Origin of the sequence: Leptolyngbya sp. FACHB-541, from assembly GCF_014695875.1 — a bacterium.
GTDB lineage: Bacteria > Cyanobacteriota > Cyanobacteriia > Elainellales > Elainellaceae > JAAUTN01.
In genome coordinates, this window is the sequence record NZ_JACJPC010000149.1 from 59244 (window position 1) to 83661 (window position 24418).

A 24418-nucleotide genomic window follows, 5' to 3' on the forward strand; every position below is an offset into this window, starting at 1 on the left:
TATTCGGGTTGAGGGGCTAAATTTGAGCGGCTTTAGCCAGGATTCTGTCTAAAACTTGCTGATAAGCTGCTTCGACGTTTCCTAAATCGTGACGAAAACGGTCTTTATCCATAACGCGCTGTTTGGGGTCGGGGTCGGATTGGTTCCACAAACGACAGGTATCGGGGCTAATTTCGTCTGCAAGCAGCAAATTTTGAGACGGGTCTAAACCAAACTCTAGTTTGAAGTCCACCAATGTAATTCCACATTGCTGAAAGAAATCAGTAAGGATTTGGTTAATTTTGAGGGCTTTGGCTCGAAGCTGTTCGACTTGTTCTGAGGTTGCTAGGTTTAGGAGGAGCAGGCGATCGCTCGTCAATAGAGGATCACCCAACGCATCATTCTTGTAGTAAAACTCAACCAGCGGCGGCTCCAGGACAGTGCCTAGCTCCAGTCCAGTTTGTTGACAGAGGCTACCAGCGGCAATGTTCCTGACGACAACTTCTAGCGGCAGAATCTTCACCGCCCGAACCCGCATCGTATTTGCAGAAGGACAATCAAGGAAGTGGGTGGCGATTCCCTGAGCTTCTAGCAACTGAAATAGATGGCTAGAAATGGCGCAGTTGATTTCACCCTTGCCTTGAATGCTGCCTCGCTTCTGGGCATTGAAAGCAGTCGCATCGTCCTTGAAAGAAGACAGCAAAACGTTGGGATCATCTGTCGCGTAGAGAATCTTCGCTTTGCCTTCGTATAGCTTTTGGTGAGCAGCCATGTAGAGATAGTTGAGATTTTTCTCAAAACAAAAAGTCAGGGAAAGCATTACTTTACCCCAACCTGGTATCACTCGAATGAAGGAACTTAACAATTCTAGCGGACAGATCTAGCGGACTGCGGTTCCGTGGGGCTGAGCGCTTGCCTCAGCTACCCGTTTGACGGACATCGAGCTATACTGAAAGGATGCAAGGGGCTGTAACGGTTTCGACGTTTTGGCGAACGCTACTTTGTGATACAGGTCGAGAGGGAGTCCACTCTCGTGAATTAAGGCTCAAAAACAAGTAGATGCGAACAACATCGTTTCTTTTGCTCGTAAGCCAGCTCTAGCTGTTGCCTAAAAACCTCTTATAGGTTCGAGCGTCTACGGTTTGACTCCGTTAAGGACTGTAGACTAAACCCCAACGGATGCTCCGGTTAGGTACCTCTGGTTGCCTACTGGCTAAGACTTCACCAGAGAATCCTGTTATCCGGGATAATGGATAATCCCCGCTTCGAGGGCTAGAGAAGCTAAACCTGTGAGTGAGCGAAGTATTAATACCCAGAGCGGACACGGGTTCGACTCCCGTCAGCTCCATTGATTAGCTTAATAGTTTTCATCCTCTTAGAAGAGGTTTGGCGGCGGAGAAAAGTCGTAGGGCTTTCTGGCGCTCTTGCGCTCTAACAAAGTTTTGATGATATCGTGCAATACTTCAAAGTCAATTGGCTTTCGCACAAAGTCGCTTGCTCCTACCGCTAAACCTTTGATGCGGCAAGATTCAATGTGGGCTGTGAATAGCACAACTGGAAGAGCGTGCAGCCTGGGGTCGCGTCGAATTTTTCGGGTTAGCTCATATCCGTTGACTTCAGGCATCATTACGTCGAGCAACACCAGGTCGGGGGGTGAAGCCTGCATTTTGTCGAGGGCGATCGCCCCACTAGAAGCCACGTCAACGGTGTACCCTTCTGACTCCAAAAAGTTTTGTAGCAGAAATAGATTATCTGCTACATCATCTACGATTAAAATCCGATAGCTCTCTGACGACATCACAGCTATCTAACCCATTGAAACGACTGGAGGGGTGCCTTTCAATTTATCGAATTGAATCCCTAAAGTCTATTTCCTAGCATCTTGTTTCCGATTCCGCCAAAATGCTGAATAGTTATTGAGCCATACCAGTCTCTAGGTTAGGTTGCAATTTCAGAGAGAACAACTTTCCCGATCGCCTTTCCTGACTCCAACAAGGCATGAGCTTTTGCCAAGTTAGTAGGATTCAGCGGCCCAAAATTCTCAGTTAGAGTAGTTTTAATTACTTGTTGATCGACCAGAGTTGCGACTTGATTGAGCAGGTCATGCTGAGATTGCATGTCCGGGGTTTCATACATGGGCTTGGTAAACATTAGCTCCCAAGCAAAGGTGACACTTTTGTTTTTCAGCAAATTCAGATCTAAGGGTTGCGCTGTTTCAACAATGGAGCAAATTTTTCCTTGAGGTTTGATTACATCTGCCATGTTCTGCCAATGTCCGTCTGTGTCATTCAAACACAAGATGTAATCAACCTGCGGAATGCCAAGCTTCTCAAGCTCTGATATAAGCTTCTCACGGTGATTAATCGTGTAGTCAGCACCCATCCTTACGCACCAATCAACAGTTTCTGGGCGTGATGCAGTTGCAATTATGGTCAACCCAGCCACTTGTTTTGCTAGTTGAATGGCGATCGAGCCAACGCCTCCTGCCCCACCGATGATCAACAGTTTACTTGCCTCATTTGCTGGAGTTTTTTGTGGCTCAATTCCTAACCGTTCAAACAATGCTTCCCAGGCAGTAATCGTGGTGAGAGGCAGGGCAGCAGCCTCTTCAAAGGAAAGGCTAGCAGGCTTTTTGCCGACGATCCGTTCGTCTACCACCTGGTACTCACTATTACTTCCAGCGCGAATAATGCTGCCTGCGTAATACACCTCATCTCCTGGTTTGAACAGAGTTACTTCACTGCCTACCTGTTCTACAATTCCGGCTGCATCCCAACCTAATACTTTAGGAGCAGACCCAGGTTGAACAGAACGTCTGACTTTGTAATCGACTGGGTTAACGGAAACTGCTTTCACTTTAACCAATAGGTCTCTTGGACTCACTGGAGGCAGATCGAGAGTAACTTCAGCAAAACAGTCTGTCTCAGTGGCAGATTTGGCTTGATCAATGGCGATCGCTTTCATAAATGACTCCTAAAAACTGTGGCTGTGCTTGAGTACTATGATTTGATTATGTGAAGTACTTTAAGAATTGCCAAGTACGCACATTTTTGAGCAGTAGTATCAAAAGTTATACTATGAAAAATCGCCAGTATGATTGCAACTACGGCTGTCCCGTTGATGCCACTTTGGATGTAATTGGAGGACGGTGGAAAGGAGTAATTCTATTTCACTTGTTGTCAGGTACTAAGCGATTTAATGAGTTACAGCGCTTATCCCAAGGGTGTACTCAAAGAATGCTGACACTGCAACTACGGGAGCTAGAAGCAGACGGTGTAGTGCATCGGAAAGTATATGCCGAAGTGCCGCCCAAAGTTGAATATTCACTCACTGAGTTGGGACAAAGCCTGGAGCCAATTGTGCTACTGATGCGCGACTGGGGGGAGCAATACATCAATCGACTGAATCAGCAAAAACAATTATCCAAAGATGAGTCCGCATAACCTTAGATAAATTATACTGATCGGCAAGTTATAGCGTAGGGGCGGTTCGTGAACCGCCCCCACAGGGGTTTGTGGTTTATACAAATGGAAATTGCTGTAAACCCCTATGTTAGTAGTGCGATGTGCAGCTTCTCAAGCTTCTCATGGAATCTTTAACGACAAAGCTAGGAGTTGGTGGTGGGGCGATCGCCCTCCTGCTGACAGTCTGGAACTCCTAGCGCTTCCCTCAATTGTTGTTCAGTTACACCTAACGTTTCTGCGGCAGCGACAAAATCAGGGCGAGGTGGACGACCTGCTTGCTCGCCCTCCGCTGGTGGATTCTCGGGAATGCCCAAAGCTGCTGTCAGCTCATCTTCAGTCACACCCAATGTTGCAGCAGCAGCGGCAAAATCAGGACGGGGTCGACGGGGTGGAATTCCTAGGGCTTCAACTAAACGTTCTTCTGTCACATTCAGGCGGGTGGCTGCTCCTGGAATGTCCAGTCGTTGACGTTGTCCTGGTTCAGTGGATGAATCCGCAGAAATTCCCAAAGCTTCTCGCAGTTCGGCTTCAGAAGTGTCAAGCTCAGAAGCAGCAGCGGCAAAATCAATTTGACGACGAGCCCGTCCTTCTCTCGGCTCTTGTGGAGTAGCTTGGGCGATGCGAAGCACTTCCCCCGTTGGGGTAATCGCCTCTGAAGATGCCCCCATTTCAAGTGAAGTAGCTGGATTGGCTTGGTACAGCGTTAAACCCATAGTGCCGACTAACAGTGAGGATGCAATGAGTAATCGAATCATGAGAAATACCTTTTTGGTGTGAACGTGATAGGCATATCTGAATCAGTTCCTTCAGTGCCTAATTTGATTAACTCTGTTGAAGATGACAAATGAGGGCTGACAAAAATTACAAAACTGTAATTTGAACTCAAGATGGGCAACTTTATACTTGAGAAGTGGCACCGGGCATTGTATGAACGTTTTGTTAGTCGAAGATGAAGTAAAAATTGCAGACTTTGTTCAAGCCGGACTCAAAGAACATGGCTTTATCGTGGACTATTGCGACAACGGCAATGAAGGATGCGATCGCGCCATCGACCACGAATACGATGTGCTGGTGCTAGACATCATGATTCCTGGCAAGGATGGGCTGTCGATTCTCAAGAGTTTGCGTCGGGCAGGGCGAAATGTGCCCGTAATTTTGCTAACCGCCCGCAATGAACTCGACGATCGCCTGGAAGGATTGAACTTAGGAGCCGACGACTACATCGCCAAGCCATTTTTTGTAGAAGAACTGGTTGCCCGAATTCATGCCGTCGTACGCCGCAGCATCGGAGAACGCCAAAATTTACTCACCGTTGGGACACTGAAGCTTGATCGCATTACTCGCGAAGTCACCTGCGATCAGCAAATTGTTGAACTCACCAGCCGCGAATTTAATCTGTTGGAATATTTGATGCGATCGCCCGGTCGCGTCTTCACCCGAACGCAAATCTTGGAGCATGTTTGGGGCTATAACTTTAATCCCAGCACCAATGTGGTGGACGTTTGCATTCAGCGAATTCGCAAAAAAGTTGACCCAACTGGCAACCCAAGCTGGATCGAAAGTGTTCGCGGAGTCGGCTATCGGTTCCGTCAACCTGATCCTCAGTCATGAAGCGGTCATTTCGCCTACGGCTGGCGCTGCTGTTGGTGTTGCTGGCAGGCAGCGGGCTAGTTGGATTTAGCGTCGTCTCCTGGAAGCTAATTTACGATGCAAAAGTCAGCCGTTTGGATGCCAGCCTTGAAAATCAATTGAGGCGATCCGTGCGTTTGCCCGATGGCGATCGCGGTACACCAGAACGAACCCATCACCTGGGAGAAGAAGAACGCTGGCAGTTCTATGAATCGATGCTATCCCGCGAGTTGGGCACTGGTTTAGTGGCTTTGCAGGTTACCCAGGGAAACAGTGTGCTGTACCAGTCGGCAAATTGGACAGCGGATTTGGATGCATCAGCGCTATTTCGACTGTTGCCCGAACCGACTGATTTACCTGAAACAGTACCTCCCAATCAGGATAGAAGAATGAGGGGCGATCGCCCCCTAACTGACCGATTGTCAAACTTTCCCTTTGCAACTCGATACAAAACTAGCGGAGCCTGGCGTATTGGTGCGATTCGATTTCCTCAATCTGAGGTGGCGATCGCGGTGAGTTTGCAAAGTATCGATCAGGAAATGGTCGTTATCCGCAATATTTTTCTGATCTCAATTCCTGTAGTGTTAATTTTGGTAGCGGTAGGAGCCTGGACGCTATCAGGTCAAGCGTTGCGTCCGATTCACCAACTCACTGATGCAATCCAACATGTTTCCGCAAAAGGACTTGACCAGCGACTTTCCAGTCAGGCGATCGATGTAGAATTTGTGGAATTGATCCAGGTCTTCAATCAGATGTTAGAGCGGCTGGAGCGCAGCTTTAAGCAGGCTTCTCGGTTTAGTGCCGATGCTGCCCACGAGCTAAAAACGCCACTCACGATCTTACAAGGTGAACTCGATCGCACGCTACAACAAGCTGAAGCAGGATCAGAGATGCAGCAGCGGTTGGGCAGTTTGTTTGATGAGGCGCATCGCTTAAGTGAGATTGTGCGAAAACTGCTGTTGCTTTCCCTTGCCGATGCCGGACAGATGAGCCTGTATCAAGCTGAGGTAGATTTGTCTGCAATTCTGGTTGAGATGGTTGATGATTTGGAATTACTTGCACCCGAACTCACTGTGCAGACTGAAATTGCTGATGGTCTAAGGGTTTGGGGCGATCGCGACTTACTCATTCAGGTGCTACAAAACCTTTTGAGCAATACCATTAAATATAACCTGCCGACTGGCTGGTTGCGGATTGATGCCAAGCAACAGTCCACAATGGTGTTAGTCACATTCAGCAATGCTTCAAAAGAGCTTTCTGCCGCTGACCGTCACCGCATCTTCGATCGCTTTCACCGTGGCGACCCGGCTCACACCCGCAAAGTTGACGGAACCGGACTGGGACTTAGCTTAGCCAGAGAAATTGCCCGCGCTCATGGTGGCGATCTCACGCTTGATCCAGACGCACCGAACCAAACTTCGTTTACATTAAGCTTGGCGATCGCACCGCACGTTACAGAAGTCTCATCCTAACTTTATCCATTCTGAGCTTGAATCTCTTGCAAAAGTGATTGAGTAATAGGATGAGATGATAATTCTTTGGTGCGATCGCTCTCACCCTAAAAGGTCCAGCGTGACTGAAACCAACCCCAAGAAGGTCAAAAAACCGATCGCATCCAGAGTAGTAGTGAGTAACGGGCCACTAATCAAAGCGGGGTCAAGGTTTAACCGCTTGAGTCCCATTGGAAGGAGCGTTCCGGCAGTCGCAGCGACAAATACATTAATCACCATGACAGAGCCTGCGACTGCACCAACCCAGCGTTCTTGGGGAGCAGACCAGATCAAAGATAGAACTGCTAAAGTGAAACCTAATGCTAAAGCAGTTCCCAGTCCTGCCAATAGTTCTTTACGAAGAATACGGAGGGTGTCTTTGGGAGTGACTTCGCCAATTCCTAGTCCGCGCACGGTGACGGAAAGCGCTTGAATCGCAACGTTGCCGCTTGTGTTAGAGAGGATGGGCATGATCACCGCTAGCACAGGCACAACGGAGATCACCTGCTGAAAAGGGGCGATCGCACTAGCCGCGCCAATGTATAGCCCAATGTTGCCCAAGAGCCATGGCAGACGTTTGCGAATGGTGACTGCGGGAGGGGAGAGGGCAGCTTCGTCACCACTCACACCTGCGAGTTTTTGGATATCTTCGGTGGCTTCTTCTTCGAGAATGTCGATAACATCGTCGATAGTGATAATGCCCACCAGACGATCTTCTCGGTCAACCACAGGTAGCGCTAGCAAGTCATAGCGCTTCATCAGTTGCGCCACTTCCTCTTGAGGCATAGTGGTGTAGGCTTTAATGACGCGATCGCTTGCCACATCTCGGATCAGCGCATCGGGAATGGAGAACAAAAGCTGGCGCAGCGATATCACTCGCACCAGCCGCCGCTCATCATCCGTCACGTAGGCGTAGTAGACCGTTTCCTTATCCTGGTCTGACTGGCGAATCTTGCTCAGTGCCTCACCCACAGTCAAGCCCTGCCGCAACCGTACATATTCCGTCGTCATTACCCGCCCGGCGGTGCCTTCTGGGTAACCGAGAATCGTGGCGGTTGCCTGGCGTTCTCCAGAACTCATTTGAGCCAACAGCCGCCGCACGATTCTAGCGGGCAGTTCGTCAAACAATTCTGCCCGGTCGTCAGGGCGCATTGCTTCGATGATTTGATGCACCTGCGCGTCTTGAAGAGAGCTAATCAGCGATTCCTGCACCTCTGGCGGCAGGTATTCAAATACCTCAGTTGCCTGGATTTTGTTGAGCAGGCGGAAGGCGATCGCTTGTCGCTCTGGGGGAAGTTCTGTAATGTAGTCGCCCACATCAACAGCGGGTAAATAATTTAGCTCTAGCTTGAGCCGATTAAAATCTTGAATATCCAGCAGCGTATCGCGAGCGTCCTGAGTGAGCATGACACAACCTCCTAAGCCTCCCCCGCGCAGGGAGACTTAGCTCACCAGGTTAGGGGAGATGAACAATAGTACTAAGTGATGGACTTCGGTCCATAAAACTGATTAACTCGGCATCAATGCCTAAAGAGGCATTGCTAATTTTTATGTTACTCTCTCGAATACCCAAATTGGTAGCCCTCATCCGGCAGAAGTTGTTTGTCTCTTCCTTAAGTACTTTAAAGCAGTGGTGAATTTTAATTCGATGGAGCAGTCCAAACCGGAAAGAAGCAAACTTTCGACCGTTCAGCAAGTCTCAGCGGGCGGGGTGGCATTTCGTCCTGGAGCAGCGACGGCTGAAATTGTGATTGTCTCTGTGGGAACCAAATTGCGGTGGCAGCTGCCCAAAGGAATTGTAGATTTAGGCGAAACTCCAGAAATAACAGCTTTGCGAGAAGTGCGAGAGGAAGCGGGAATTCAAACCCAGCTGATTCAGCCCATCGACGTCATTGAATACTGGTACATTGGCGATCTGGAGGGGCAGCGAGTGCGCTTTCACAAGTTCGTTCACTTCTTCCTGCTAGCTTACGAAAGTGGTGATGTCCAGGACCACGATCACGAAGTCCATGAAGCACGATGGGTCAGCCTTGAGCAGGCGTTAGAACTTCTGGCGTTCAAAGGTGAAAAGCAAATTGTGCAGCAGGCAAGTTCGATGATTAATTTGAATGCTTGACCTTGAGACTCTCTGTTAATGAGATACTTGCCACACTTTAATCGTGCCGTCGTAGTTTACACCTGCCAAGATTTCACCATTAGGGCTAAAAGTGAGAGAAGTGCTTGTTCCACCCTCTCGCACAGGTTCTTCTGCTAGTGTTTGAATCAACTCACCGGTTGTCGGATTCCACAGTTTGACTGTGCTATCCAAATCGCTAGTGGCTAAAACCTCTCCATTGGGGCTGTATTGCAGGGAGAGAACAGTTGCCGAATGTCCGGTGAGGGTGTGCAAAAGCTCACCTTCCTGACTCCACAGTTTAACGGTGTTATCAGAACTGCCGCTTACCAGCGTCTCACCATCGGGACTGAAAGTGAGTGCATGAATTGGATACTCATGATCAGTTGGGAACGTGAGAATGAGTTCCCCTGTTTCCAGATTCCAGAGCTTGATAATTTTGTCTAATCCTGTAGTGGCGAGTGTTTTACCATCATCATCGCTCAGAGCAATTCTGGAAAGCCTACCGGGAACTTCTACAGAGCGATCGCTTCCCTCAATCACAATTGCCTCATGAGCTGCGTTAAAACTTCGTTTAACTTGCTGGCTTTCTACATCCCACACCTGCACCGTCTGATCGTCTGGATTGGCAGTAATTAACGTTTTCCCATCCTGACTCAAAATGAGTAGTTCAGTCAGATAGCCAATGTTGGGTAGGGTCTGAAGCTTGTCTCCCGTCTCCAGGTTCCAAAGCTGAATGTTGTAAGAGCGATCGCCTACCACCAAGGTTTGGCGATCAGCCCCCACCGTCACAACAGACATTTCATCAAACAGCCCAGGTATTGTAGAAGTCAGTTCACCCAACTCCAAATTCCATATTCTCACTTCGCCGTCATACGATCCCTCCTCGTTCGGTTCGCTGCCACTCATGCCAACGCTGATCAGCGATGAACCATCTGCACTGATCGTCATAGAGCGAACATCAATCAAACGGCTATTAGAATGTCCGGGTAAGGTGTGCAGCAATTGTGCCTCTTGCCAATCCGCTACCATTACGGTAGCCACTGTGCTTTGACCACCATTTTCTCGTGCAGTTGGAATGGCAGTGCAGCTTGCGGTGGCGATCGCCATCAGACCTACTAAACCTGTGAAGAGGAGGGGCGATCGCTTAAAAATTTGTCCTATCATCATTTCAAAGCCGGAACTCGTACTACCTTTAAAGAATCAAAGCCGAGTGTTCAGGTTTCGTGAAACAGTTTAGTGTTGTAAAACTTTTCACACTATTCTCATCTTCCCATCGCCTTTTCTTCCCGCAAAGTCATAACACTAGACCTCCTGCATGAATCACTGTTTGAAGCGTGAATGGTAGCGCGGCGGAGCCGTGCTACCATTCACGCAGGAAGTCTACTGTTGAGCACTATTTGCTGTTAAACGTTCAGCAGTCCCCTGCCACTCACTAATGCGAAGCGCGTCCTGCCACGAAACCCCAATCCCTTGCGGAGGGGGTTTGGGGGACGAGCACGTCCCCTGCTGGGGGGTTGGGGGAACCCCCCAAGGACGTCCCTCCAACATGGAAGAAACTTCGGCTTAAGAACCAAGTAAAAACAAAAAAAGGGAGGCAGGGTAAAGCCCTGCCTCCCTTTTTTTACCCCGCATGGCTAACGGCGCGAAGAAAGTGACATCACAATTTGCAGGATGTACCAGAACAACAACGCAACAGACGCAAACAGTTCTAACGACGCAGCAACATATTGATGAGTGGCATAGTGATGCATTACTTTAGACGTGTCATACAAAATCGCAGCCGACGCAAAAACTACCATCACCACTGAAAAGAACAGCCCCAAGTTAAAGCCAAAAATCACGCTACACACAATTAGCCCGATCGCCACCAGTCCACCAATCTTGAGAATGCCGCCCAGAAAAGTAAAGTCGGTGCGCGTCGTAAAGGCAATCAGCGTCAAACCTGCAAACAGGAACAGTGTCAAAATTGCAGCCGTTGGCAAAACAGTCGGATCAGCAAAGAAGGCAGCAAGGTAGAGAATTGGCGCAAAGATTAGGGCTTCTGCTACGACATAGATTCCCAAACCTGTGTACTGCGTGCTAATGGAATCAGCTTTGGCTGCCAGACTGCGCGAAAACCAGCCCAACAGCGCAAACCCACCCAAAATCAGCAGCCAGCTAAAGCGACTAGATGCAACCAGATTGGTAATGGCTCCAGCAATTCCAAGCTGAAATAGCAAGAACTCTACGAGAATGAACGCTCCGACTGCTCCCGCAAGATGCAGATAAGTTTGCTGAATAAATTTGGCTCTTTCATTAGGTCGTGCCTGAGCAACAGTCAGCATGACAAGTCTCCTGTGCGAGGAAAGATACTGAAAATTTACTCTGAGTTTAGCAAAACAGAACTGGACTACTGGCTGATTTTGAACTGAGCCACACCTTCCTGCAACGCCTGAGCAACTTGGCGGAGCTGGTCAAAAACTGACAGTAATACCCTACTTTTAGGTTAAAAAGAACAGCAGCGTCGATAATCATTACACATCCGTCAGTTCTGCCAAGCTGAACCTGAATTCTGGGCAGCTTTTCCCCGATACTAGTACTTGTTGCAATCCGGCATCCCTTTGGGCATGGAATTGTTTGACCAACAGCGCCAGCAGCTGATCGAAACCGAAGCCCCTCTAGCCGCCCGGATGCGTCCCCGGACGCTAGATCAGTTTGTTGGGCAGGATCACATCATCGGGCAGGGGCGACTGCTGCGACGGGCAATTCAGGCAGACCAGCTTTCCTCACTCATCTTTTATGGTCCGCCAGGAACGGGAAAGACGACTCTGGCGCGGATTATTGCCAACACGACTCAGGCTCATTTCATCTCAATCAATGCGGTGCTGGCGGGTGTGAAGGAGATTCGAGAGGCGATCGCCACAGCCCAGGAGAAACGCGGCATGTATGCGCAAAAAACAATTCTGTTTGTGGACGAAGTGCATCGGTTTAACAAGTCGCAGCAGGATGCCCTATTGCCCTGGGTAGAAAACGGCACGGTGATTCTAATCGGCGCAACCACAGAAAATCCTTACTTTGAGGTAAATAAGGCACTGGTGAGCCGATCGCGCATCTTCCAGCTTAAGCCGCTGGATGAGAATGACTTGAGGCAAGTTGTGATGCAGGCGTTGCAGGATGGCGATCGCGGCTACGGCAAACTCACGATTCAGCTTCACCCCGATGCGATTGATCACTTGGTTAACGTAGCTAACGGCGATGCCCGTGCCCTGCTGAATGCGCTGGAACTGGCAGTTGAAACCACGCCTGCCGATGAAAACGGCGTGATTCCCATTAGCCTATCGGTAGCCGAGGAGTCGATTCAGCAGCGGGCAGTCCTCTACGACAAAGAAGGGGATGCTCACTTTGATACGATCAGCGCCTTCATCAAAAGCCTGCGCGGTTCTGACCCAGATGCAGCACTGTATTGGTTAGCACGCATGGTTTACGCCGGAGAAGATCCGCGTTTTATCTTTCGGCGGATGTTAATTCTCGCTAGCGAAGATGTCGGACTGGCGGCTCCTGACGCAGTGGCGATCGTGAATGCCTGTGCCCAAGCGTTTGATCGGGTGGGAATGCCCGAAGGACGCTATCCATTAGCGCAAGCAACACTTTATCTGGCAACGGTACCCAAATCCAATAGTGTTATGGGATTTTTTGATGCCCTCTCTGCCGTTGAGCGGGAACGGGAAGAGGATGTGCCGCTGCATCTGCGAGACGCAAACCGCGATAAGCACAGCTTTGGGCACGGGTCTGGGTACCTCTATCCTCACTCCTATCGAGAACATTGGGTAGCGCAGCAGTATTTGCCCAACAGCCTTCAAGGACAGGTGTTTTACCAGCCCTCTAACCAGGGCTATGAGGAAGAAATTCAGCAGCAGGTAGCCCGACGACGAGAAGAACAGCTTGCCTCACTGGTAGAAGGAATTGGCGTAGCGTTACCCGAAGTTCTCACTTTTAGCCCGACAAACTCTACCGAGGATCGTTGGCTACAGCGGACTTTGAGCCAAGTGGGAGAACAGTTAGGATTGGTGCGCGATCGCCTCTTTCATCTCGCTCAACCCCAACGCCATCACCTGATTCTAGACTTAAACGCAGGTAGCGGATTACTCACCTGGGAAGCCCTGCGCCGAGTCCCCGAAGGTGGCGTATATGCTTGCGTTCGCACCCTTGACGATGCTGAAGCACTGCAAGAACAGGCATCTGTTTTACCCGAACTCTCACGTCCGATTGTGCTGCGATCCTCATTAGCTGACCTGCCGCAGGCGCTAGAGAAGTATCCCGATATTCGGTTTGACCATATTCTTGGACGCAATGCTCTTTTGCAAGAGAGCGATCGCCCCTTCATTCTCAACTCACTGGTAGAACGACTTCAACCTGATGGGTCACTCACTTTAGCAGAAACCATTCCCCGCCATACCCAGCGGCTTTACCGCTTGCTAGAGCCTGAACGGTTCACTAAAAAACTGTTGAATCGACTGATTAAAGCAGAAGAAAGTATTTACACTAACCCATCTGATCCAATGGTGAATTGGGATGTGGATGAGTTGCGATCACTCTTTCACACCGCAAACCTAACTGTTGACATCCAGGTCGAACAGCCCCAAACCGACATTCGCATTACCTCTCACTTACTGGAACGCTGGTTTCGACCGGGAGAATCACGCCCCAGCTATGCAGATCACCTTTTCAACTTTTTAAGTGAGTCCGAAGTGAGAACCGTGCGTGAGTTATTTACAAAATATTTACTCAATCAAGTGGTGAAGTGGGAAGGGGCGATCGCCTTTATTCAAGCTAGCCATTAGTTTTTAAAGCAGTTGGTTTTTCCACCCTAAACATAAAATCCCCAGATTCTCAAGGAGCCTGGGGATTTTATGTTTTATTTCTACCTACTACAGCACTGCTGGGTTTGAGCTTTGTGCTTTAGCTTGTCCTGTGCAGCTTCAAGCTGTTTTGCTGAAAGGAAACTACCAGCTAGACTTGACCACACCAGGTAACAGACCTTGGTGAGCCATTTCTCGAATAACGTGACGAGAAAGCCCAAAATCACGGTAATAGCCTCTAGGACGGCCTGTGAGCCAGCAGCGATTGCGAAGGCGGTTGGGGGCACTGTTGCGCGGAAGCTGCTGGATTTGACGATGAATTGCGACTCTTTCTTGCTGAGTAGCCGCGCTGTCAAACTGTTCTTTTAGTTCTTGTCTCTTTTGAGCGTATTTTTCGATCAGCTTTTTGCGCTTCTTCTCCCGCTCAATCATGCTCTTTTTAGCCATGAAAAATTCTGTTATCCCCGTTTAAGACAGTATTTCTTATCATATACCAATTTTTTCCAAGACCGCATATTTTTAGGGTGTGCCCCATTCACCCTAAAAATAGCAATTTAGCTACTCGGTATTTGTCCAGTTGAGTAAGGGGCTCAGCTACGAGAATGCACTAGCGCCCGCAGCGCAAATTTAGGCAAAGCCATCATGCGCCGCCAGCGCCAGGGCTCTTGATATAGCCGATAAACCCATTCCAGGTGATTTTCTCGCAGCCATTTTGGGGCGCGGGTTTTGGTGCCTGACCAAATATCAAAACTACCGCCAACGCCAATCCACACTGCTTCGGGGCAAAGATGGCGGTGTTCAGCAATCCACATTTCCTGGCGCGGCACACCCAACCCAACCAAAATGATGTCAGGCTGCAAGTCCTTGAGCGTTTGGCGAAATCGGGGCTGTTCTTCGGGCGTAAGGTAGCCGTGTTGAGTGCCTACGAGCGCTAAACCCGGCACTCGCTGTTGCCAAACTTCAGCAGCAGACTGACACACACCGGGCGCGCCGCCATAGAAAAAGACTTTGAGTGGGCGAGAAGGCGAAAATGAATCGGCTGGAGCAGGAAGCGATCGCCGCAACAAAGCCTCTGCCAGCTCAATTCCTGGAAGACGGCGTACTCGCTTACCCCGAAGCCCCAGGTAAAACACTACTCCAGCCCCATCGGGGATCACCAAATCAGCCTGTCGAATTACCGTTGCCAGAGCAGCATTTTGCTCTGCTGTCATCGACATCTCTGCGTTTAGCGTCACCACGTGTACGCCCTTTCGCTGGTTTAGCCGCTGAATTAGCCAACCTGGATAATCGTCCAACAAATGCACGGGTAGCCCCAGCACCGTTAACTGCTTGGGCATTTGAAACGACTCAGGCATACCCATTCCTTTTCACCTTGCGATCGCCACTACAAATTGCCAATTCGCAGCTTATCACCATTGACCGGGATTTTAAGGCAGAAAATTTCGCCAAAAAAAAGCAGGGCGGTTTACACTGCCCTGGGGAGATAGACACTTTGAAAGATCTAAAGCTGCTAAAAGAATGAGCTTGGGAACTGAATGTTGCTTTCTCAGTCGTCAAGATCAATTGTGAATCAGCTATGCGCTGCGCTGTAGAGTGCCGTCAGCGTATAGCTCTAGCGGAACAAGTTCAACTTTGCCGTTCACTTCAACTTTAGAGTAAACAATTTTGACTAGCGGAGCCTGATTATCGTTGTAGCGGCGAGACATGGCGATTCACCTACGTTCTAACAATTCTCAGAAGTTAGGCTTCTGAAGCTGGGCTAGAGTTGCTCCAGCAGTCTGCTCTGACCGATCGCTCTAACAAATCTTTTGCCCAGAGATTTACTTTTTCAGCCTACCAACCTTTCCGTAAAGATACGGGCAAATTGGGCAGCCTTAAATAAAGATCTGAAGAATTAATTAAGCTCGGAGTATCATTTATCTTCCGCTTCCGTCTTAAGTAGTGAATGAGGCTTAAACGAGGGCTTAAACAAGCCATAATCATGAGGAATGTTTTTGTGGCAATGAAGGGCGATCGCCCTTTGCCTCCGAGCATTCGCCTACTGACCACTTCATCACACGTAGGACGTGGTTTAACCCTGATTGAGAGAGCTGGTTTTTGTGCGCTTCGCGAACGAAAACTCAACCCTTAAACCAGAGCTTAGACTTCACCTCTAAACATCAGAATATGCAAACTACAACCTCCCAGCCTGCTCAAACCACTCAGCCAGCCGTTTTTGGGTCACTCAAAACCCGCTTAGAACGGTATTACCAGGAGGTTAAAGCCGTTATTTTGTCTCGCCAAAACCCAGTATCCGGGCTGCTGCCTGCAAGCACGGCAGTCAACATCCACGGGGATTATACGGATGCCTGGGTACGAGATAACGTCTACAGCATTCTGGCGGTTTGGGGGTTGGCGCTAGCCTACCGCAAAGTGGACGAAGACCAAGGGCACACTTACGAGCTAGAACATAGTGTCGTCAAACTCATGCGCGGATTGCTGTTTGCCATGATGCGGCAGGCTGACAAAGTAGAGCGGTTCAAACAGACCCAGGCAACGCTAGACTCCCTTCACGCTAAATACGACACAGCAACGGGCGACACGGTGGTTGGGGATGACGAATGGGGACATTTGCAACTGGATGCAACCTCGCTGTACCTGTTGATGCTGGCGCAAATGACGGCTTCTGGGCTGAAAATCATTTTCACTCTGGATGAGGTCAACTTCATTCAAAACCTGGTCTACTACATCGGTCGCGCCTACCGGACTCCCGACTATGGCATTTGGGAACGGGGCAACAAAATTAATCATGGCAAGGCTGAACTCAACGCTAGCTCGGTTGGCATGGCAAAAGCCGCACTAGAAGCAATGAACGGGCTAAATCTGTTTGGCGTGCAGGGGAGCCAGGCATCGGTCATTCACGTTTTGCCCGATGAGATCGCCCGTGCCCGGATCACGCTGGAGTCGTTGCTGCCCAGAGAGTCCAATTCTAAAGAAGTCGATGCGGCGCTACTGAGCGTGATTGGGTTTCCGGCTTTTGCAGTTGAGAATGTTGCATTGGTAGAGCGGACTCGCAATCAAGTTGTCAGCAAGCTTCAGGGCAAGTACGGCTGTAAGCGGTTTTTGCGAGACGGGCACCAGACCGTGCTAGAAGATGTCAGTCGTCTGCACTACGAACCCTGGGAACTGAAGCAGTTTGAACATATCGAGTGTGAGTGGCCGCTGTTCTTTACGTACCTGCTGCTGGATGCGCTGTTTCAGGGCGATCGCCAACAGTCCGAAGATTACCAAAAACGGCTAGAAGGATTGCTGGTCAACGTGGACGGGATACAGCTATTGCCAGAGCTATATTACGTGCCCGCCGACAACATTGCTGCCGAACGCGCTATTCCCCATAGCCAACCCCGCCAGCCCAACGAAAACCTGCCGCTGGTCTGGGCCCAAAGCCTGTATCTGCTAGGGCAGTTTTTGCGAGAAGGGCTACTGGCGATCGGCGATATTGACCCGCTAGGACGGCACCTGCGCCTGGAAGAACACCGCGAACCGCTGGTGCAAATTGCGTTGCTCGCTGAGGACGAATCCTTACAACAAGAACTGGCTGCCTATGGCATTGCCACTCAAACCCCCAAGCAGGTAGAGCCAGTTCAGGTGCGTCAAGCGGAAGACTTGTCTATAATTTACGCCCAGGTAGGGCGCAATGACCCGTTGGGGTTGAGCGGTCGCCCAGTGCGCCGTCTTCGCAGCCTGACCACTTCTAGAATTTTTCGGCTCCAGGGCGAGACAGCTGTGTTTTTGCCTGCTTTCCTCGATCAGCAGCAGTTTTACCTGACGCTGGACTACCACTTTCTAGTTGCCCAAATCAAAGGAGAACTGGCTTACATCAAGCGCCACTGGTATCAGTTAGGTCGTCCAGTTGTCACCCTGTTGCTGACCCATGACATGTTTGAGATTGGTCAAGAATCAATCGACGAAGCTCCTCTGCTAGAGCTAATTAAGGAGTTGCGTGACGGGGAATGTAATGGCGTTGCAGTCAAACTAGGGCACCTGCGACAGCTTATGCTGACGGCTGGCACAGAACGAGTGGACTACGTCCATAGCCTTGAATTCATGCAATCACCCGTTCAGGATGCCTTGCCTCTCGCTCAGTATTTGATTTTTAATCCGGACCAAAACTGGCTGCTGAGCAGCACGCAGGAATTTACGCTGGAGTGTGAAACCAACATTCAGCTTTTGATTAGCAGCCTGCGTCAAGCAACTAATTTGTACGAACAAATTGAACTGCTGGATAGTTTGACGCAACTGCGAGGCTTAGAGTTTGATACAGGATTTGCGGGTCCGGGTCAGTCAGTCACAGTCGCCGATTTGCTTAACGAAGTCTATACCAAAGCCGGACAGGTACAGCTTTGGGCGATCATTCGGCGGGCAGCTGGCTTGCTCAACAAAGTAGATATTGGCTTGTCGGATGCCGTGACAGATATCGTCGTTCGGCAAAAGCAAATCACGGTAGGCAAAGCTTACAGTGAAGCATCGCTGATCGATCGCCCTATGTCGCACACCGAGGTGATGGACAAGATTCGGGAGTTTTGCGGGAAGGATGTGCGCGATCGCTCCCTCACCCAAGAAATCCTGATCTACCTGGGCATCTTGATCAAAACTGATCCCCATCTATTTAATGGGCTGCTGACCCTACGAGTTGGCTACCTGATTTTGCTGATCACCAGCGAACTGGCACGAGAGCTAAACATGGCCCAGGACGAAGCATACGAGCATTTGATGCAGCTTAGCCCGTTTGAGGTCAAAACCCGTTTACGTCAAGTCTTGGAAGGATACGCCGGGTTAAACCAAACCCTGTTTCAGCGAGAGTCGCTGCACGTCAGGCAACAAAGCGATATTCAGTGGGTCGTTTCTCCAGAAACCAAGGAAGTGGAACCACCCACCGATAGCTGGTGGCGACAGCGACAGCGTGATGGCGCGCTTAACCGCGTTCCCCGAAACTTTTACCCCAAGGTGTGGCAGGTTCTACAACACTCAAAGGGACTCGTTATCGGCGATAAGCTCGATCGGCGGAATCGCCTGGATAGCGAACTGATTCTGGCTGAAATGACACCGGGTGAAAAAAACTTTGCCCTGCGAATTGAACATCTGCTCAACAAGATGGAGGCTCCCGAATATCGTCACGTCAATATTGAGGCGCTGATGGAACTGGCAGCGATCGCCGACCGCAACCCCGACCTGCAAATTGAGGAGTATGTCGTCCTGGATGTGCTGATTGGACACGCAGTTCGCTTAGCCTGGCTGGACAAAAACCCGGAACAGACCGATCGCTATGACGAAAACAAAGGAAGTGCGTGGCGGTCGTTCTATGAAAGCTCACCTTACCTTTGCGCTAGCTACGTCGCCAAAGCACTACGATTCCTGAGCGAGTTAGGGCAGAAGCAGTAATACAGCCAGAACACTAAAAAATGCGAAAGGCGCATCCTCTGAAGAGGATGCGCCTTTCGCACCTGATTTGGAGTTTCATCACGAGCAAAAATGATTAACGAGTAAACCGGCGTTTGCGTCTTCTGGCGATCGCCTTGCGCTTACGTTTCTCGATGGGAGTTTCAAAATGGCGCAATCTTCTAATATCTGAAAAAATTCCTGCCTTAGAAACTTGCCGCTTAAATCGACGTAGAGCAGACTCGATCCCTTCATTTTCACCAACAATAACTTGAGTCATGCCGTCTCCTTCTGCGTATGGTTTAGTCGCCTGGTTCACCTAAAGTCCATCTCAATGGAAAACAGATAGGATCTCGCAAAGGCTTAAAAATTTAAAGCGGGGTAGAACAAGAAGCCTACCCCGCTTGCTCAAACAGCTTAGAGCTAGCGCCTTAACAAGGCGAATAGCATTAGTCGAAAGGATTTAGAACTTAGTAGCGACGAGAAAACCCATCCCGGTTGTTGTTTCTACGGTTGCCACCTGCGGGGCTTCTTTCTTCACGAGGCTTAGCTTTGTTGACTTTCAGGTCACGCCCCATCCACTCAGCACCATCTAGAGCCTCGATTGCAGCTGCCTCTTCTGCATCAGAAGACATTTCGACAAAGCCAAAACCACGCATGCGCCCGGTTTCACGGTCAGTGGGCAACTGAACACGCTTAACAGTTCCGTATTCGGCAAAAACCGCACTTACATCCTCAGAAGTTACTTCGTAAGAAAGGTTGCCAACGTAAATAGACATGGAAAATCTCCAAATCGAGTGTGTAGAGATTGAGATTCGGAGATATGAAAACGAGCCTTATCAACCGAACTTAATGCTCGATGTAACTCTAGCACAGGATCAAGCCGGATGCAGGCATAACTATATAGATATGTAAAGCTCTGTGTCCTTTAATTGACAGGCCGTGTGAGCAATTTTAATGAGCAGCATCCGTAGATTTGAGCAGTCAGTTTGCTGTTCTCTAAGACTGTCCGCTGACCAAGAGCTTGATCTTTAAGCTGAAAAGCTACCTTTACCCTTCTTTGTTTCCCTCAATAGCTAGAGCGAGGTGAAATATCGGAGTATAAAAGCAGCGAGATAGAATTCACAAACCATAACATGTTTCAAGCCACTCGTCGTCGTCTTGCGCTCTGGTATACCGCAGTTACAGCTGTACTACTGCTGCTGTTTGCCAGCGGATTTTATCTCTATGTCCGCAGTACGCTGGTAGAACGGGTAGACGATACGCTCAACCATGTCGTGGAGGTAGTACAGCGATCGCTTGTGATTGAACGTTCGCCCTGGGACGGGACAACCCTTGAAGCACCCTTAAGAATTAACGTCGAGTCCAGCTTTCGCGACAATGCGGCGACGGTTGAGGACGACCACATTGATCTAGAATGGTTCAGCCCAACCGGAGAACTGCTCTGGTCTACCCTCTCCAGCCCGCTCGACATTCCACTGCATCCCAGCGATGGCGAAACGATCCACCTGACGGCCGACCATCTATTGCGTCAGTTGACTCAGCGAGTGCAGATTGGGCGGCAGGTGTTGGGCTATTTGCGGGTCAGCCATCCCTGGTTTGAAGTCACAAAACCAAGTCGCCAGCTGATTGTTGATTTGAGCCTGGGAACAGCGCTGATGGTGGGGGCAGTGGCAGCAATTGGCTGGTTGCTATCGGGGTTGGCGATCGCTCCCGTGCGCGACTCCTACCAGCGGCTTAAGCAGTTTACCGCTGATGCATCCCATGAATTACGGAATCCGATCGCGGTGATTCAAACCAACGTGCAGGTTGCCTTGACCGATCCCGACCCCGACCCGCATCTGCTCCAAAGTCAGTTACGAGTGGTTGAACGGTTGACTCGCCGCCTGGGACGGCTCGTAGATGACCTGCTGTTTCTGGCTCGACAAGATGGGGGAATGACTCAACGCACTGATCCCATCGCTTTGGACGAGCTAATCGAAGAAGTTTTGGAAGAACAGGGGGCGATCGCCAGTGAAAAAGCGATTGCGCTCTCATTCCAGATTGCTGACGAAGGAACTTCAGGATACAAAACTCAGGGCGATCGCGATCAGTTCACTCGGCTATTTACTAACTTGGTCAGCAATGCCGTTCAGTACACCCCATCGGGCGGCGAAGTCCAGGTTAGGCTTCAGCACGCAAAGCACCACGGACTGAATCAACTTCAAATTCAAGTCACAGATACAGGCGTTGGCATTCCTGAAGAAGCGCTACCTCATTTGTTTGATCGCTTCTATCGAGTTGACCCAGCGCGAACTCACGCTAAACCCTCCGCTGGGTATCAAGTTGCAAAAACGACGGGTTCAGGACTGGGATTGGCGATCGCCAAAGTCATCGTAGAAAATCACCAGGGACAAATCCAGGTCGAAAGCAAACCTAGCCAGGGCACCACCTTCACCGTCACCCTCCCCAACGGCAGTTATCCTACTTTCAAAAATTAGAGCTACAGATGGAAGGGCATCCCGCGAAGCGGGATGCCCTTCCATCTGTAGCTCGTTTCTGTAGAAACGGTATTAGCGTAACGGCGTCTAATTTAGTTGGAGATTTCTGCCATCTCGATCACGCGGCCATCTATATCTTTAACCAAAAAGTTAAGCGGCTTTTCTCGCCGAATTTTGTACCTCACGCCCCGTGACTGCACCCGCAGCAACACCTGCTCCAGACAATCGTGGTCAAAGCAAACGTGACGCTGACGGTCCTTTTGTCCTAAGCTGGCTCCGCTAATGATGTGTAGCTGCGTATTTTTCTTGAGCTGATACCACAAGCCATCTGGGCTGTTTGCCTGCTGCGTTGCAGGCTGACCCATCGCCCCAGCAGACATGTAAAAAGGGTCAATTCCAGCCGTTCCTAACGTTTGCTCGTAGTTGTAGTAGTAATGCAGCGGCACATCAGCAACCGCCAGGTCAAGCAGCCCTTCATAAAATTGCTTTGCCAGTTCCAAGTCGGACACCATCACCGTGTGAACCTTGGGTGCACTGGTTAAAAACATCCACATCGCCCCAGCATAGGCAACCAGCAGCATCACCATGATGCCTTGAGTGGACATCAAGCTATCTAACGGCAAAGACCAGAGCGCAGCAAGGGCTGAGGGCAAAAGTGGCATAACACTAAAAGATAGAACCATGAACGGATTAGGAGTAAATAGGATCAACGGGTTAAAGCTGAAACCTTAAGCAGGTGGCCTTTTTATCGTAGGATGCGTTAGCAGTAGCGTAGCGCATCTTTTCGTAGCCCTGAAGGACGGTGCGTTGTGGACTCGCCCAACACACCCTACAACTTCGTTCAGTGATGACCACTTGCCTAGCAGCTTGATTGGGTAAATCAATTTTGCCTTCTTCTAGTTTACCAATGTCATCTTTAATCTCATCCGATCCGGATCGCTAGCATTCTTGGAAGGATGAATAGTTAAGCAGCTAAAAACCTTCTAAAAAGCCAGATTTGGTATAGGTTTTAACCGTTTCTAATATGCTTTGGGGTGACTTTTGAAAAGGTTCTGAAAATTAGGGTCATAAAACCAGAACCTACTGTCAAGTTTTCATGAAGTAATTCTTTAAGTTTTCATGAAGTGTGAGTTTGGACACAGGATAGAGTTCGATTTCAGTCGTTATACTTCATAGGTAATAGCAAGGACTAGGAAACCCATAAATTGTGAAAAGTTAGAACAGCATGAATTGATGCGCTGGGTGTGAATTTGGAACTTAAGGGAAAACAAACCCGTCAATTCAAGTAAGCGACTTTTCAACCTCCTATCTTTTTCATCTGCTATCAAATCTAGAGCAAGCATCTTTAATGAGATGCTGTTAGTCACAGGACATCTACCTGAATCAAGCAAAAAATCCATCGGTAAAGACCGATTAGCTATCACGATTCTGCGTAGTGTAGGAGTTGCTAAATGCAAGCCAATAATTTGAAGTTGCTAGGAGACTATAGCTCTACATTACTGCCCTTACAGCGAGTATGTGACCCGATTGTAGCGATCGCTTTACTGTCCATTTGGAATCAGTTGTATGGTGTACCATTCACCACGCCTTACATTCTGCTAGCGGCTTTGACATTTCTGCTAGCACCTTCCATTTTCAAAGCAACAGGGCTCTATCGCGCCGATCAAAAAGATGAGCTAATCGCTAAATCTTCCCGGATTTTGCTGGGTTGGGGAATCATTTTAGCGTTGCTATTTCTATTAGGGTATCTAACCCATAGCTCAAATTACTTTTCTCGCGAACTGTTGCTAGCCTGGGCATTATCTGTTCCAATTGGGTTGTATGTCTTTCACCTAAACTTGGAGGCACTTTTACATCAGCTTCCAACCTTGGGTTGCAACACACGAACAGCGGTAATTGCGGGCATTAGCGAATCAGGGCTAGATTTAGCGGCACAAATTCGCAACTCCCCCAAACTGGGGATCAACTTGCATGGCTTCTTTGACCAGGTCATATCCTCTCAGCCAAAACTTACGAACAGTAAGCTAATTGGCACTCTAGAGGAACTGCCAGAGTACGTTCGCAAGCATCACATTGACGTAGTTTACATCGCCACGTCGATGAAGAATGAGGAAATGCTTAACACCTTGATGCGCGAACTACAGGACACAACTGCCTGCGTTTATTTTGTGCCAAATGTTCTCAAATTTAGTTTGATGCGAGACAGAACGCACGAGATTAATGGCATTCCTTTAATTGCAGCCTGGACAATTCCTTTTTCAGGAGTACAGTCTGTTTTGAAGCGGGCGATCGACATTATTGTTGCAAGTTTAGCGATCGCCCTTCTGTCGCCTCTAATGCTAACCATTGCGATTGGCGTAAAGCTTTCTTCACCTGGACCGGTATTGTTTAAGCAGCAGCGCTATGGCTTAAACGGACAAGAAATTACCGTCTACAAATTTCGCTCAATGACGGTAATGGAGAATGGCGAAAACGTCGTTCAAGCAAAGCAAAATGATCCCAGAATCACAAAATTTGGAGGATTTTTGCGTCGCACTTCATTGGATGAACTGCCACAGTTCATCAATGTCCTGCAAGGGAGAATGAGCATCGTTGGACCGCGTCCTCATGCGGTTTATCACAACGAACAGTATCGCAAGTTAATTAACGGCTATATGCTGCGTCACAAAGTCAAACCTGGGATCACCGGATTGGCACAGGTCAACGGCTTTCGAGGAGAAACAGATACACTCGACAAGATGAAGCAGCGCGTCGAATACGACTTGCAATATCTGAAGAATTGGTCTTTAGGGCTAGATTTGAGCATCATCTTTAGAACTGCTTTTGTCTTTTTTCACAGCCGTAACGCCTACTAAAGCAGTTAGTAGAAATAGCGGTTCTGTGAGTCTTCCAAAGCAATCTGTTGCTCTATGTCTAAAGACAGATTTAAAGCAGTTTCTCCCTTAAACCGCTAAGCTCTTGTGCTCCCTGTTAGATACATTACATCTCTTAACATTTTCCACTG

General features: G+C 49.2%; 22 protein-coding genes and 1 other RNA gene. 10 read left to right on the forward strand and 13 right to left on the reverse strand.

From position 1 onward, the window contains the following. Nucleotides 1–16: 16 nt before the first annotated feature. On the reverse strand, nt 17–751 hold the full coding sequence (purC, locus tag H6G00_RS33760) for a phosphoribosylaminoimidazolesuccinocarboxamide synthase (RefSeq protein WP_190800106.1): 735 nt from the start codon (nt 749–751) through the stop codon (nt 17–19). 191 nt (nt 752–942) lie between these two features. On the opposite strand from purC, the gene ssrA reads away from it, so the two are divergent. Then, nucleotides 943–1330, forward strand: a transfer-messenger RNA (tmRNA) gene (gene ssrA, locus H6G00_RS33765). A 24-nt stretch (nt 1331–1354) separates the two neighbouring features. Here ssrA and H6G00_RS33770 read toward each other — a convergent pair. Both H6G00_RS33770 and H6G00_RS33775 read right to left on the reverse strand, forming a co-directional pair. Further along, nucleotides 1355–1777 (reverse strand): response regulator, encoded by a 423-nt coding sequence (locus tag H6G00_RS33770; protein ID WP_190800107.1) that lies wholly within the window; start codon nt 1775–1777, stop codon nt 1355–1357. 140 nt (nt 1778–1917) lie between these two features. Further along, a complete protein-coding gene (locus H6G00_RS33775) occupies nt 1918–2943 on the reverse strand; it encodes a zinc-binding alcohol dehydrogenase family protein (RefSeq protein ID WP_190642885.1) in 1026 nt (341 codons plus the stop codon). 113 nt (nt 2944–3056) lie between these two features. Between H6G00_RS33775 and H6G00_RS33780 the strand changes: the two genes are divergently transcribed. Beyond that, nucleotides 3057–3422: a helix-turn-helix domain-containing protein gene (locus tag H6G00_RS33780; RefSeq protein WP_190642886.1), complete on the forward strand. Its 366-nt coding sequence runs from the start codon at nt 3057–3059 to the stop codon at nt 3420–3422. A 164-nt stretch (nt 3423–3586) separates the two neighbouring features. On the opposite strand, the gene H6G00_RS33785 is transcribed toward H6G00_RS33780, so the two are convergent. Then, the gene (locus H6G00_RS33785; RefSeq protein ID WP_190800081.1) at nt 3587–4198 is read right to left on the reverse strand and encodes a hypothetical protein; all 612 of its coding nucleotides are present in this window, start codon (nt 4196–4198) and stop codon (nt 3587–3589) included. A gap of 172 nt (nt 4199–4370) precedes the next feature. Here H6G00_RS33785 and H6G00_RS33790 point away from each other — a divergent pair, with 172 nt between their 5' ends. Next, a complete protein-coding gene (locus tag H6G00_RS33790; RefSeq protein WP_190642888.1) occupies nt 4371–5054 on the forward strand; it encodes a response regulator transcription factor in 684 nt (227 codons plus the stop codon). Then, entirely contained in the window at nt 5051–6544 is a 1494-nt protein-coding gene (locus H6G00_RS33795; protein ID WP_190800082.1) for an ATP-binding protein, read from the forward strand. Before H6G00_RS33790 ends, H6G00_RS33795 begins: the two co-directional genes overlap by 4 nt. Before the next feature lie 81 nt (nt 6545–6625). On the opposite strand, the gene mgtE is transcribed toward H6G00_RS33795, so the two are convergent. Continuing rightward, a complete protein-coding gene (gene mgtE, locus H6G00_RS33800) occupies nt 6626–7969 on the reverse strand; it encodes a magnesium transporter (protein WP_190800083.1) in 1344 nt (447 codons plus the stop codon). Nucleotides 7970–8192: 223 nt separating this feature from the next. On the opposite strand from mgtE, the gene H6G00_RS33805 reads away from it, so the two are divergent. After that, complete coding sequence (locus H6G00_RS33805; protein ID WP_199318870.1) at nt 8193–8678, forward strand: NUDIX domain-containing protein; 486 nt, start codon at nt 8193–8195, stop codon at nt 8676–8678. Between the two features lie 15 nt (nt 8679–8693). Here the strand turns inward: H6G00_RS33805 and H6G00_RS33810 are convergent, their stop codons facing one another. Then, nucleotides 8694–9842 (reverse strand): WD40 repeat domain-containing protein, encoded by a 1149-nt coding sequence (locus tag H6G00_RS33810; RefSeq protein ID WP_190800084.1) that lies wholly within the window; start codon nt 9840–9842, stop codon nt 8694–8696. Nucleotides 9843–10312: 470 nt separating this feature from the next. Further along, nucleotides 10313–11002 carry a Bax inhibitor-1 family protein gene (locus H6G00_RS33815; protein ID WP_190686446.1) on the reverse strand — a complete coding sequence of 230 codons (690 nt, stop codon included), beginning with the start codon at nt 11000–11002 and terminating at the stop codon, nt 10313–10315. Between the two features lie 282 nt (nt 11003–11284). Between H6G00_RS33815 and H6G00_RS33820 the strand changes: the two genes are divergently transcribed. Further along, on the forward strand, nt 11285–13498 hold the full coding sequence (locus H6G00_RS33820; RefSeq protein ID WP_190800085.1) for an AAA family ATPase: 2214 nt from the start codon (nt 11285–11287) through the stop codon (nt 13496–13498). 162 nt (nt 13499–13660) lie between these two features. On the opposite strand, the gene rpsN is transcribed toward H6G00_RS33820, so the two are convergent. The 3 genes from rpsN to H6G00_RS36440 all read right to left on the reverse strand — a co-directional run bounded on the left by rpsN (nt 13661) and on the right by H6G00_RS36440 (nt 15222). Further along, the gene (gene rpsN / locus H6G00_RS33825) at nt 13661–13963 is read right to left on the reverse strand and encodes a 30S ribosomal protein S14 (RefSeq protein ID WP_190642894.1); all 303 of its coding nucleotides are present in this window, start codon (nt 13961–13963) and stop codon (nt 13661–13663) included. A 143-nt stretch (nt 13964–14106) separates the two neighbouring features. Continuing rightward, nucleotides 14107–14871 (reverse strand): WecB/TagA/CpsF family glycosyltransferase, encoded by a 765-nt coding sequence (locus H6G00_RS33830; RefSeq protein WP_190800086.1) that lies wholly within the window; start codon nt 14869–14871, stop codon nt 14107–14109. A gap of 219 nt (nt 14872–15090) precedes the next feature. Next, nucleotides 15091–15222 (reverse strand): hypothetical protein, encoded by a 132-nt coding sequence (locus tag H6G00_RS36440; RefSeq protein ID WP_277882027.1) that lies wholly within the window; start codon nt 15220–15222, stop codon nt 15091–15093. Between the two features lie 275 nt (nt 15223–15497). Between H6G00_RS36440 and H6G00_RS33835 the strand changes: the two genes are divergently transcribed. Both H6G00_RS33835 and H6G00_RS33840 read left to right on the forward strand, forming a co-directional pair. Next, entirely contained in the window at nt 15498–15647 is a 150-nt protein-coding gene (locus H6G00_RS33835) for a hypothetical protein (protein ID WP_190642896.1), read from the forward strand. Nucleotides 15648–15682: 35 nt separating this feature from the next. After that, on the forward strand, nt 15683–18937 hold the full coding sequence (locus tag H6G00_RS33840) for a glycoside hydrolase family 15 protein (RefSeq protein ID WP_190800087.1): 3255 nt from the start codon (nt 15683–15685) through the stop codon (nt 18935–18937). Between the two features lie 94 nt (nt 18938–19031). Here H6G00_RS33840 and rpsU read toward each other — a convergent pair whose 3' ends face one another. Then, on the reverse strand, nt 19032–19214 hold the full coding sequence (gene rpsU / locus H6G00_RS33845) for a 30S ribosomal protein S21 (RefSeq protein WP_190642980.1): 183 nt from the start codon (nt 19212–19214) through the stop codon (nt 19032–19034). Between the two features lie 190 nt (nt 19215–19404). Further along, the gene (locus H6G00_RS33850; protein WP_190642898.1) at nt 19405–19713 is read right to left on the reverse strand and encodes an RNA-binding protein; all 309 of its coding nucleotides are present in this window, start codon (nt 19711–19713) and stop codon (nt 19405–19407) included. A gap of 357 nt (nt 19714–20070) precedes the next feature. Between H6G00_RS33850 and H6G00_RS33855 the strand changes: the two genes are divergently transcribed. Beyond that, nucleotides 20071–21414, forward strand: a complete 1344-nt coding sequence (locus H6G00_RS33855) for an ATP-binding protein (protein WP_190800088.1) — start codon at nt 20071–20073, stop codon at nt 21412–21414. Nucleotides 21415–21506: 92 nt separating this feature from the next. On the opposite strand, the gene H6G00_RS33860 is transcribed toward H6G00_RS33855, so the two are convergent. Further along, a complete protein-coding gene (locus H6G00_RS33860) occupies nt 21507–22097 on the reverse strand; it encodes a VOC family protein (RefSeq protein WP_190686430.1) in 591 nt (196 codons plus the stop codon). Between the two features lie 768 nt (nt 22098–22865). Here H6G00_RS33860 and H6G00_RS33865 point away from each other — a divergent pair. Beyond that, entirely contained in the window at nt 22866–24269 is a 1404-nt protein-coding gene (locus H6G00_RS33865) for an undecaprenyl-phosphate glucose phosphotransferase (RefSeq protein WP_190800089.1), read from the forward strand. The last annotated feature ends 149 nt before the right edge of the window (nt 24270–24418 follow it).